This is a genomic window from Nocardiopsis sp. NPDC058789, from assembly GCF_042745575.1.
GTDB classification, from domain to species: domain Bacteria; phylum Actinomycetota; class Actinomycetes; order Streptosporangiales; family Streptosporangiaceae; genus Nocardiopsis; species Nocardiopsis eucommiae.
The window spans coordinates 34,836-46,255 of sequence record NZ_JBHYOW010000027.1; the positions used below are offsets into that span (position 1 = coordinate 34,836).

The following is an 11,420-nucleotide window of genomic DNA, read 5'->3' on the forward strand; positions in this document are numbered from 1 at the left end:
CCGCCGCAGGGGAGTGTCAGAGGGTCAGGAGGAGGACGCCCGCCACGACCACCGTCGAGGCGACGATCCGGATCGGTCCCACGCGCTCCTTGAAGAACACCAGCCCGATCAGCGCCGCGAAGACGATGCTGGTCTCCCGCAGGGCGGCGATCCCGGCGACCGCGCCGGACAGCTGGGCCCACAGGACCAACCCGTAGGCGCCCGCGCTGACCGCGCCGCCGAACAGGCCGACCTTCCAGATCGGCCGCAGCTGCTCGACCAGCCTCCCCCGCCGGGTGGCCAGGGCCACGAGGAAGAACACGGGCCCCTGGAGCATCATGATCCACGTGATGTACCCGAGCGGGTCCTGGGTCAGGCGCACGCCGTAGGCGTCCACCACGGTGTAGGAGGCGATCGCCAGGCCGGTCGCGAAGGCGGCCAGGAGCGCGGGCACGTGGTGCCGCTTCGGCAGGCCGCCCGCGAACACCAGGATCATCAGCCCGGCCGAGATGACCAGGACCCCGACGAGTTCCCGGGGTGGTAGGTGCTCACCGAGCAGGAGCGCCCCGATGAGGGCGACCACCCAGGGGGCGGTGCCGCGCGCGAGGGGGTAGACCTGACCGAAGTCGCCGGTCCGGTAGGACACCATCAGCAGGGTCAGGTAGAGCAGGTGGGTGGCCAGGGAGCCCAGGAGGAGGGGCCAGGCCTCGGGCGGGGGCATCCCGACCACAAGCAGCAGCGGGAGGGTCACGAACATCCCGCCGAGCCCGATGAGCGCGAAGCCGAGCAGGCGGTCGGTGATCGCGTGCGCGATCGCGTTCCACGCCGCGTGCAGCAGGGCCGCCACCAGCACCGCGACGACGATTGGTGTGGTCATTGGATGTCTCGGAGAGGGGATGGGGAACCCCGCAAGGCTAGCCCCCACCCCCTCCGGCGGTCGGGGGCGCCCCTGGCCCCACCCGTTCGCCGCGCCGAAGGTCGGGGCGGTGGTCCCGTTGCGGTCAGGACGCGGCGCCGGGGGTCGGGGTGCCCCGACCCCCGCTCGGTCGGGCAGGTCACCCCTGCCCTCACCTGTGCGCGGCGTCGGAGGTCAGGGGCGGTCCGCCCGGACGTTGGTCGGGGCGATGCGGCTGTTGCGCAGGTGCTCGTAGACGATCGACGCGCGCACGTCGGCCACCTCCGGGCGTTCGGTCAGCTTGTCCACCACGAAGGCGTACAGGCTGTTGTTGTCCGGCAGCGCCACGTGCACCAGGAAGTCCTCGTTGCCCGACGTGACGAAGACCGACAGGGTGTCCGGCAGTGCACGCACCCAGTCGCGGAAGGCCTCGATGTTGTGGCGCGAGGGCTTCACGACGCTGACGGTGATGAGCGCCTGGACGGGGCGGCCGATGAGTTCGAGGTCCACGTCCAGCAGTGAGCCACGAATCACACCCCTTTCTCGCAGCGCGCGGGTCCGATCCAGCGTCGTCGTGGGCGACGCGCCGACCGCCGCGGCCACGTCCCGGTTGGTTTTTCGTGCGTCTGACTGGAGTTCGGCCAGGATCGCCGTATCTAGTTCGTCAAGATCAGCCATGACCGGAGTTTACCCGTATTTAATACGGGTTGTTGTGTTTGACTCCGGAGCATGCGTAACATCTGAGCGAAAAGGTCGTATTTGGCTCGCCGGGAAGTGATCCTTTCCCGGTCGGCAGTGTCGCCCGCCGGTCGGCCCAGCACTGGTGCACCGTCGCACCACCGCAACACAAGGGACGTCCGTCACCGTGAGACCTTCCTCCGTCGTGGCCGTCACCGACCGACCGTCGGTGGGCCCGCAAGCGCGGGGCCGCACCCTGGCCCTGCTCGCCATCGTCTGCGCGGCGCTCAACCTGCGCCTCGTGGTCACCGCGCTCTCCCCGCTCCTGACCACCATCGGCGCGGAGTTCGGCTTCACCGCCACTGTCGTGGGGGTCTTCGGCACCCTGCCGCTGGTCGCCTTCGCCGTGTTCGGCCTGATCACCCCGGCCGTCATGCGCCGTCTGGGCCCCGAGGCCACGGCCGCGCTCAGCATGCTGCTCGCCGGAGCGGGCCAGGTGATGCGCTCCTTCGCGCCCGACACCGGAACCCTGCTGGCGCTCACCGGGGTCGCGCTCGTCGGCGCCGCCCTGGGCAACGTCGTGGTGCCGCCGCTGATCAAGCAGTACTTCCCGGACCGCCTCGCCGCCCTCAGCACCGTGCAGATGGTCGCCATCCACCTGGGCGCCCTCTTCCCGCCGCTGGTCGCCATCCCCCTGGCCGAGGTCGCCGGATGGCGGGTGGCCCTCGGCACCTGGTCCGTCCTGGCCCTGGTCGCCGCGCTCCTGTGGACCGTCCAGTGGCGGCGCTCCGGCGGCGCCCCGCGCGCCGTGGTGCCCTCCGGAGGGCCCGCTCTGGCCCGCCCGATCTGGCGCGTGGGCATGGCCTGGCGGATGGCGCTGCTGTTCGGCATGGTCACCTGGAACGTCTTCACGCTGTTCACGTGGCTGCCCGCCCTGCTGGACGACGCCGGTCACAGCCCCGCCCTGGCCGGGAGCCTGGTCTCCCTGATGGTCGGCGCCAGCCTGATGTTCGGCCTGGTCGCGCCGGTCGTCACCCTCCGCGCGGCCAACACCTTCCCGATCGTCGCCCTCGGGCTGGCCGGCTACGGCGTGGGGTACCTCGGCGTGGCCGTGGCCCCCGGGTACGCCGTGCTGTGGGTGCTTTTCCTCGGGCTCGGCACCAGCCTGTTCGTGGTCGTCATGACCATGATCAACGCCCGCAGCTCCACACCGCAGGGCGCGGCGGCCCTGTCCGGCTTCGTGCAGGGCGCGGGCAGCGGGATCGCCCTGGGCGGCCCGCTGCTGTTCGGCCTGTTCAACGAGCTGACCGGCGGCTGGACCCTCTCCTACGCGGTGATCGCGGGCGGTTCGCTGGCGGTGGCCCTCGTGGTCGCCTACGTGGAACGCACCCCCTGGACGATCGAGGCTGCGGCCCAGCGTCAGGGCCCGGTCGCGCCGTCCGCTCTCCCGCGCGTCCACGCGTGAGCGGTGCGGCCGGTAGTGGCCACATAGTCGGATATGTGACTGATGTGCCTCAGAAGCTCGCAATGCCCCCAACGGGCGCATAATGTCGATCTGAGCAACCCACCCCCGAAAGACCCTCCTTCGTGATCCCCGCCTTCCCCTCCTGACGCCCGCGACCCGCACGCACTCCGCGACGGGGGTGCCCGAGGCGACGCTCGGAGCGGGGCCTCGGGGCATCCCGGGACCCACCGGGTATCACGACGGGTGGTCCGACACCATGACGATCGAACACCGGCGCCCCCTCCTGCCACCGGACACGGCAGTGGCGGGACCGGCCGCGACGACCCCGCTCCTGCGCAACCAGGACTTCCAGTCCCTGTGGTCCAGCCGGTTCCTCGCCGGGCTGGGCAAGGAGAGCGGCGAGGTCGCCTACCCCCTGCTCATGCTGACGCTGGCCGGTTCGGCCGCCGAGGCCGGGCTCGTCGGCGCCGCGCAGGTGGCCACCACCATGGTCGCGGCGGTCGTCGGGGGCTCCCTCGCCGACCGCGTCAACCGCCGCGCCGTGCTGTTGGTGTGCGACCTCGGCCGCCTGCTGCTCCTGCTCGCCTTCGCCGGAACCCTGCTCAGCGGGCACGCCACGGCGCCGACGGTGATCGGCACGGCGGTGGTGTCGTCGGCGTTCATGGGTGTGTCCAACCCGGTCGCCATGGCCGCGATCAAACAGCTGGTGCCGCCCGCCCAGATGGCCGAAGCCGCCGCGCAGAACCAGATCCGCTTCTTCACCACGACCGCCCTGGGAGCGCCCCTCGCCGGGTTCCTGTTCAGCCTGGGCCGCGCCTACCCCTTCCTGGCGGAGGCGCTCCTGTACCTGGTGTCGGGGGCGCTGATCCTGCGCATCCGGCGCCCCATGCAGGCCCGCCACGAGGGGACCGAGCGGATGGGCCCGCGCGGCGCGGTGCTGGGTTTCGTGCTGCTCGCCCGGCACCCGATCCTGCGGCCGATGCTCGCGTGGATCGTCTGCTTCAACCTCGCCTTCACACAGACGGGAGCGTTCCTGGCGCTGATCGCCACCGCCGACGACCGGGGCGCCTCGCACCTGGTGGTCGGCCTCACCGTTTCGCTCGCTGGCACCGGCGGGCTGCTCGGCGCCCTGGCCGCCGGGGTGGTCGTGCGCCAGGTGCGGCCCAGCACGATCTTCCTCTGCACGGCGTGGGCGGCCCCCGTGTGCGCGCTCGCGCTCCTGGTCGCCCCGGGGGTGCTGCCGCTCGGACTGATCGTGGGGTGCGTGTTCGCCGCCGTGCCCTGTGTGAACGCCGTGTTCTACAGCTACGTCGCGACGTCGGTCCCCGACCGCTACCAGGGGCGGGCCCTGGGCGCGGTGACGTTCATGTCGCTGCTCTCCCAGCCGATCGGGATCCTCATGGTCGGGCTGCTCTTCGACCTCGCCGGACCCACCCTGGTGTTCCTGATGATGGCGGTGGTGTCGGCGCTGGCCGCCCTGTTCACGCTCGGCCCCACCATGCGCGACCTGCCCCGCCCGGAGGACGTCGCCCGGTGGTGAGGTCCTCGGCCCGCTCCCCGGGACCGGACAGTGCACGCTCGGCCCCCGCCGTGCGTGTCCTGCCCGCCCGTGGAGGCAGTCCGGTGTGGGGTCCCGGCCGCCGCGCAGGGCGCCCGCACGCCGCGACGCTCCCCGGGCACGGTGCGGCCCCCGCCGGGGGGGACGGGGGCCGCGGTCTCCGGACCCCGCACGGCGGCGGGGCCACTCCGGTCAGCCGGTGACCGGCATCGCCATCACCGGATCGGACGTGGGCTGGTCCGAACCGCCCTCAGGCTCGACGGTCACCGCCACACCCTCGGTGCCCTCGTCCGGCTCCGCCAGGACCGGCAGCACGAACCCTGCCTCGTCCACGGAGAGCACGCCCGCCGAGTACACGCTGCCGTCGTCGCGGGTCAGCCAGAGCTGGTAGTCCTCCTCGTGCAGGTCCTCCAGGCCGTGCGCACTGAACACCAGGTCGCCCAGGGTCTCGGAGCTCACCACCGTCACGCTCACGCCCTCCATGGGCTCGGCGCTGGTGGAGACCGCGTCCGGAGCCGAGATCACCGCGGCGATCCGCTGCTCGTTGGCGTGGAGCTCGTCCACCTGGCGGCCCTGGTCCAGCACCACCGCGCCCAGCGCGATGATCGTGGCCACGCACGCCGCCAGGGCCAGCCCCAGCAGCCACGGCCAGGTCCGACGGGCACGCGGCTCGGGGAGGCGTTCGGGCGCCGGGGCGAGCTGCCGGGTCCGGGCGACCTCCTCCAGCACCCGTGCCCTGAGCTCGGCGGGCGGGGCCTGCACGGTCGCGGCGGCCAGCCGCGCGGAGGTCTCGGCGAATCCCCGCACCTCCTGGACGCAGGAGTCGCAGTCGGCCAGATGGTCCTCGAACCGGACGCTCTCGGTCGGGGAGAGGGCGTTGAGGGCGTAGGCCCCCGTCAACGTGTGCGTGTCCTGACCCATCGTTCCCCTCACCAGTCCACCCCCAGACAGTCCCTGAGCCTGATCAGCCCGTCGCGCATGCGCGTCTTGATGGTGCCCAGGGGCGCCGACAGCAGCCCGGCCACCTCACGGTAGGAGTAGCCACCGTAGAAGGCCAGCCGCACCGACTGCTCCTGGAGCTCGGTCAGCGTGTCCAGACACCGGCGCACCCGTTCTCGTTCGAGGCGGTCGGTGGCCTCCTCGGCCACCTCGTCGTAGGGCCGCTGGGTGTCGGCCGCCGCCGCACGGGCCTCCCGGTCGCTGCTGGCCTGCTCGGACCGCACCCGGTCCACGGCCCTGCGGTGGGCGAGGGTCATCACCCAGGCCTGGGGGCTGCCCCGGCGGGCGTCGTAGCGGCAGGCGCTGCGCCACACCTCCACGAGCACCTCCTGCGTGACCTCCTCCGACTGGGCGGGATCACGCAGGATGCGCCGCACCAGCCCGTACACGGTGGGGCTGATGAGGTCGTAGACCCGGCCGAAGGCCTGCTCGTCGCCGCGCGCCACGAGGCCCAGCAGCTCCTCCAACCCGGGCGGGTCGGCGTCGTGCGCCGCGTCGTGCGGTACAGCGGCTGCCCTGTCCATCCGGACCCTTCTCGTCTCGGGGATGTGGTGCTCGTTCACTGCTCGACCGGGCTCCGGGAGGAGGCCCGGTCGGGTCCCCCGTGGGACCCGGACGGCCCGGCCTCAACGCGCGGACCGCCCGGGTGTCCTTCGGGAAAGCCTCTCATCAGGAGGGCATCAGCACCGTGTCGACGATGTAGACGGTCGCGTTGGAGGTCTGCACGTTGCCGCAGACCACGCGCGAGTCGCCGTTGACGGTGAAGTCCTCGCCGGAGCCCTCGGCGGTGACGTCGTCGCCCTGGAGCGAGGTGAAGGTACCGTCCTCCAGGGCCTCGGGAGCCTGCTCGCCCTCGACCACGTGGTAGGTCAGCACCTCGGTGAGCTGCTCCTGGTCGTCCAGCAGGGCGTTGAGGTCCTCCTCGGGGATCTTGTCGAAGGCCTCGTTGGTGGGCGCGAACACGGTGATGTCCTCAGCCGAGTTGAGCGTGTCGACGAGGTCGGCCTCGCCCACCGCCGTGACCAGGGTGGACAGCAGCGGGTTGTTGGACGCGGCCGTGGCGACCGGGTCCTGAGCCATGCCCTCGAAGCTGCCGTCGCCGTCCTCGGGGACCTCGGCGCAGCCCGGACCGAAGTTCTCCCCGGCGGTGGCGGTGCCCTCGTCCGTCTCCTCCTCCATGCCGGTGCCCTCGGTCTCCTCGGCCGCCCCGGCGTCCGTGTTCTCACCGGAGTCGTCCATGCCGCCACAGGCGGACAGGCCGAAGGCGAGCGCGGCGGCCGCGGCGGTGGCGGCGAGCGTGTTCCTGCGGGCGGTGGCGGTCATGCGGTTCATCGTGAACTCCCTTGTCGGTGACTGCGTTCTTGTCGGTCGGAGGGACGTCGGTCTGCGGGGGCGGCGGCTCGGAGCCGTTCGCCTCAGGTGGCCGTGAACCGGATCCGGTGCCAGCCGGTGGCACCGTCGGGGATCGGGTCCACGCGTTCGGAGGGTTGGGTGAAGCCGGTGGCGTCGGTGGCCCGGACCTCCACCGAGTGGGTGCCGGGGTCGACGGTGGTCTCGGTGACCCACTGGACCCAGGTGTCGATCCCGGGGACGGCGGCGAGCTCGGCCTCCCACCAGTCGCCGTCGTCCACGCGCACCTCCACTCCGGCGATCCCGGTGTGCTGGGCCCAGGCGACCCCGGCCAGGACCACCTCGCCGGACCCGACCCGGCCCAGGGGGGCGGGCACGTCGATCCGGGACATGGTCTTGATCGGAGCCCGCACGCCCCAGCCGCGCCGGGCCCAGTAGGCCTCGTCGTCGGCGAAGCGGGTCAGCCGGATGTCGGTGACCCACTTGGTGGCGCTGACGAACCCGTACAGGCCGGGGACCACCAGGCGGGCGGGGTGGCCGTGTTCGTGGGGGAGCGGCTCCCCGTTCATGCCCACGGCCAGGAGGGCGTCGCGGCCGTCCATGACCACCTCGGTGGGGGTGCCGCAGGTCCAGCCGTCGCTGGAGGTGCTGAGGATCTGGTCCGCTCCCGAGTGCACCCCGGCCTCGCGCAGGAGGTCGGCCAGGGGGAAGCCGAGCCAGCGGGCGTTGCCGACCAGGTCCCCGCCGACCTGGTTGGACACGCACGCCAGGGTGATGTCGGCCTCGACGAGGTCGCGGGAGAGCAGCTCGTCCATGGTGATCTCGAACGGGCGGTCCACCCTGCCGTGCACGCGCAGTGTCCACTGGGCGGGGTCCGGCCGGGGGACCGTCAGGGCGGTGTCGATCCGGTAGAAGTCCGTGTTGGGGGTGGTGAAGGGTGCCAGTCCCGGAACGCCGAGGTCGGCGCCGGACGGCAGGGCGGGCAGCGGGGCGGCCGGGGCGGGCAGGGACAGCTGGGGTCCCGAGCCCGAACCTCCCAGGAGGGTCGGCAGCGCGCGTCCGAGGGCACCGGCGGTGCCGGAGGCGGCCAGGACCCCGGCCGCGGTGAGCACGAAGCCCCTCCGGCCCGGTCCCCGGTCGGGACCCGCCTGGGGGACGCCGGGGGCGTCATCCCTCCCGTGCGGCTCCCGGTCCTGATCGTCGACCTCAGCGCCCTCTGCGGGCGCCCGCTCGGCGTCCGTCCCGTGCTCCGGCTCGGCGGCCGGTCCCTGCGCACGGGACGGAGCCGGGTCCAGGCGCCGCAGCAGCAGGGCGAGGGCGACGGCACCCGCGACCCCGCCGACGACCACGGCCGCGGCCGCCCCCAGGTCGTCGGCGCGGCGCAGGGCCACGGCGGTCAGCCCCGCCGCCGTGAACAGCCCCAGTCCCACGTATCCCGCCACGGGGCGGCGCGAAGCCACGACACCCAGGGCCGCCCCGGACAGGACCAGCACGAGCAGCACTCCGGTGACCAGCACGGCCTTGTCGGCCGTGCCGAAGAGCGCGATCGCCCATGACATGAGGAACGGGGGACTGTTGTCGACGAGCGCGTCGCCGACCGTCACCACCGGGGAGGTCACGCGAAGGAGCCCGGCGGCGAGTTCGCCGAAGCCGAGCGCGGCCCCCACGACGAGCAGGCCGAGAGCCGCCCCGGCGCCCCGGCGCCGCCCGTCGTGTGGCGGGGGCTGTTCCCCGCGTGTCCCGGTAGTCACATGGGGCATTCGGGGCCGGTAGGGAACCGGATTGGTCGACGGGCGGGTTTTTCGGGACCTCTTCTCCGCGCCCCCGGTGCGTTCTCCGTGCTCCCGGTGCGCTCCCCCCGGCCAGCCCCGGTCAGGAGGGCAGGAGGAGCATGTCCACCACGTGCACGGTGGCGTTGGCGGTCCGCACGTCCGCGCAGACCACGGGCGAGTAGTCGTCCACTGTGTACTCGCCGGTCGTGCCGGAGGTGCGCACCCGGCCGCCGTTGAGGGCGTCGAACACGCCTCCCTCCAGCTCCGCGCTGCCCACCCTGCCCGCGACGACGTGGTAGGTGAGCAGGTACGCCAGGCCGTCGGGGTTGGCCAGGAGGTCGTCGATCTCCTGGTCCGGGTACATGTCGAAGGCCTCGTTGGTGGGGGCGAACACGGTCATGTCCTCCACCGCGTCCAGTTCCCCGTCGAGTCCGGCCCGCTTCAGGGCGTCGGACAGGCGGCCCAGCACCGGACTTCCGGTGATGGCGGTGGCGAAGGGCTGGTCGGCCATCGCGTCGAGGCTGGCCCCGCCCTTGGAGGGGAAGTCGGAGCATCCGGGGCCGAAGTGCTCGGCCGCGCTCCCGACACCGGCCGTGCCCCTCCCGGTCTCCCGCTCCGCCCGGGGCTCCTCGTCGTCGCCCCCGGAGCCACAGGCTCCCAGGGTGAGGGTGAGTGCCACGGCGGTCGTCGTCGCGGCGAGAGTGGAACTGAGCATGCGTCACTCCTTCGAATGATGCCCTTCCGTCACCGAGATACGACGCTACGTGTCGGTAGGTTGTCGAGAGGCCCCCGACTCACGCTCCACGGGCACGAACACACCGCGCCTCCGCCCGGCGGACCACCCCGGTGGAGGCGGCGGCCCGGTGCCACGGCGGAAGAATCCCCCATACGGGTCACCCCTGGCCAGGGAGGTTGACGGCGCCCCTAGGGGGACGCAGTGGTCGGTTCGACCCCGTGAGTGCTGGAGGATGTTGCCCGTACGTCTCCTCAACGATCGGAGTTCCCCCACATGGCGCGGAAGACGCCCCTCACCGTGGTCGCGCTCATGGTCTCTGGCAGCCTCCTGCTCAGCGGCTGTACCCCCGTGTCCGACTGGTGGTCGGAGACCTTCGGCGACGCGTCGGGCCCGCCGGAGGTGAAGGAGGAGTTCCCCTACGTCCGCGAGGGCCGGATCTTCCAGGACACCGGGCAGGACGCCGAGATGCGCTTCTCGATCACCGGCCTGGAGCGCACCGACGAGTACACGGTCATGCACTACGAGGTCACCTACCTGGACGACTTCGCCGGACCCAACCGGAACCTGAGCATGGCCCACACGCTCGTCGACCCCCTGACCGGTCGCGTGTACCGGCAGTTCCTCGACGAGGGGGGACTCAAGTACGGATCCGAGAGCCCGAACGAGGACGGCCTCTACCCCGTGCACGACGGTGTGACCAACGAGTACACCCGGTACTTCCCCCGGATCCCCGACGAGGTGTCCCAGGTGACCTTCGTCGGCAGCGGTCTGGGCGCGATGACCGGCATCCCCGTCCAGGACGTGGACGAGGAGAGGGCGGACCCCGAGAACCCGAACGGGCCGGACCACCTCAGCCTCGACGACCCGCCCGGGCGCGGCGAGAACCTGACCTTCGCCAACCGCCGTCCCGACGAGGACGCGGTGGCCGACGAGGGCTGGGTGCAGAGCTTCGTGGACTCCGAGATCGCCTCCACCACGCGTGACGGCGACCGCGAGATCATCTCGCTGCACTCGGACGTCATGTTCGAGTTCGACCGCTCGGACCTGACCGACACCGCCGCCGACGTCGTGCGCCGGGCCGCGACCACGCTGGCCAACAACGTCGACCCCGACGACCCCACCATCACCGTCATCGGCCACACCGACGGCATCGGGGACGCCTCGTACAACGACAACCTGTCCGTGGAGCGCGCCGAGACCGTGCGCAACCTCCTCGCGGAGGAACTCGGCACCGACTACCAGCTGGAGGTCGAGGGCCGGGGCAAGCGCGAGCCGATCGCCCGTGAGGGCGGTCCCGACGACGAGGAGGCCCGCGCCCGCAACCGCCGCGTCGAGTTCTCGTACGTCTTCAACCCCACCGTCGAGGCCACCGAGGACGAGGAGTACGACGACGACGGCCTGGGCGTGGCCCAGCGCAACGTCACGTGGCCCGCGCCGTACAGCGACGACCCGGGCTCCGTGGTCGCCGAGGGGGAGAAGGACGGCATCCGCCTGGAGATCCACGCGCTCCGCCGCGACGGTGCGTACGTCATCGGCACGGTGGCGATGACCAACACCACGGACGAGCCGCTCACCCCCGAACTCGGGGGCTCCGAGACGGTCGCGGGCGGACCCGAGCAGTTCAACAAGGGAACCCTCGGCGGCTTCCAGCTCTTCGAGCCGGAGAACGGCCTGGTCCGCTACGTGGCCCAGATGGACTTCGGGGACGGGCGCTACAGCAGCTTCGCCGAGGAGGTCCACATGATCCAGCCCGGCAACACCCACGAGCTGGTCGCGGTCTACCCCGCGCCCCCCGTGGACGTGGAGGAACTGACCCTGCGCGCGGGTCCGTTCGGTGAGTTCGAGGAGATCCCGGTCGAGTACTGACCCGGGACCGAGGGGGGGGGGGGCCCGCGGGGGGGGGGGCCCCCCGCGCGTTCGGGGCGGGGCGCGGGGGGCCCCCCGGTGGGGCGGGGGGGCCCCCCGGGTCGGAACCGGGGGCGGGTTGG

General features: G+C 72.4%; 10 protein-coding genes. 3 read left to right on the plus strand and 7 right to left on the minus strand.

The window, feature by feature from the left end:
* Nucleotides 1-16: 16 nt before the first annotated feature.
* Nucleotides 17-856, minus strand: a complete 840-nt coding sequence (locus tag ACFW3L_RS25530) for an EamA family transporter (protein ID WP_378747693.1) — start codon at nucleotides 854-856, stop codon at nucleotides 17-19.
* A gap of 213 nt (nucleotides 857-1,069) precedes the next feature.
* Complete coding sequence (locus ACFW3L_RS25535; RefSeq protein WP_378747701.1) at nucleotides 1,070-1,552, minus strand: Lrp/AsnC family transcriptional regulator; 483 nt, start codon at nucleotides 1,550-1,552, stop codon at nucleotides 1,070-1,072.
* 187 nt (nucleotides 1,553-1,739) lie between these two features.
* Between ACFW3L_RS25535 and ACFW3L_RS25540 the strand changes: the two genes are divergently transcribed.
* Both ACFW3L_RS25540 and ACFW3L_RS25545 read left to right on the plus strand, forming a co-directional pair.
* Nucleotides 1,740-3,017: a CynX/NimT family MFS transporter gene (locus tag ACFW3L_RS25540; protein WP_378747727.1), complete on the plus strand. Its 1,278-nt coding sequence runs from the start codon at nucleotides 1,740-1,742 to the stop codon at nucleotides 3,015-3,017.
* Nucleotides 3,018-3,273: 256 nt separating this feature from the next.
* Nucleotides 3,274-4,557: an MFS transporter gene (locus tag ACFW3L_RS25545; protein ID WP_378747789.1), complete on the plus strand. Its 1,284-nt coding sequence runs from the start codon at nucleotides 3,274-3,276 to the stop codon at nucleotides 4,555-4,557.
* A gap of 210 nt (nucleotides 4,558-4,767) precedes the next feature.
* Here the strand turns inward: ACFW3L_RS25545 and ACFW3L_RS25550 are convergent, their stop codons facing one another.
* From ACFW3L_RS25550 to ACFW3L_RS25570, 5 genes are all read right to left on the minus strand, one after another.
* Nucleotides 4,768-5,496, minus strand: a complete 729-nt coding sequence (locus ACFW3L_RS25550; RefSeq protein WP_352388059.1) for an anti-sigma factor — start codon at nucleotides 5,494-5,496, stop codon at nucleotides 4,768-4,770.
* A gap of 8 nt (nucleotides 5,497-5,504) precedes the next feature.
* A complete protein-coding gene (locus tag ACFW3L_RS25555) occupies nucleotides 5,505-6,098 on the minus strand; it encodes a sigma-70 family RNA polymerase sigma factor (protein ID WP_378747794.1) in 594 nt (197 codons plus the stop codon).
* 145 nt (nucleotides 6,099-6,243) lie between these two features.
* Nucleotides 6,244-6,906: a fasciclin domain-containing protein gene (locus tag ACFW3L_RS25560; RefSeq protein WP_378747797.1), complete on the minus strand. Its 663-nt coding sequence runs from the start codon at nucleotides 6,904-6,906 to the stop codon at nucleotides 6,244-6,246.
* Between the two features lie 83 nt (nucleotides 6,907-6,989).
* Entirely contained in the window at nucleotides 6,990-8,684 is a 1,695-nt protein-coding gene (locus ACFW3L_RS25565) for a molybdopterin-dependent oxidoreductase (protein WP_378747803.1), read from the minus strand.
* Between the two features lie 112 nt (nucleotides 8,685-8,796).
* Nucleotides 8,797-9,411, minus strand: coding sequence for a fasciclin domain-containing protein (locus tag ACFW3L_RS25570; protein ID WP_378747806.1), 615 nt, complete (start codon nucleotides 9,409-9,411; stop codon nucleotides 8,797-8,799).
* A 294-nt stretch (nucleotides 9,412-9,705) separates the two neighbouring features.
* Here ACFW3L_RS25570 and ACFW3L_RS25575 point away from each other — a divergent pair, with 294 nt between their 5' ends.
* A complete protein-coding gene (locus ACFW3L_RS25575) occupies nucleotides 9,706-11,298 on the plus strand; it encodes an OmpA family protein (protein WP_378747810.1) in 1,593 nt (530 codons plus the stop codon).
* Nucleotides 11,299-11,420: the final 122 nt, after the last annotated feature.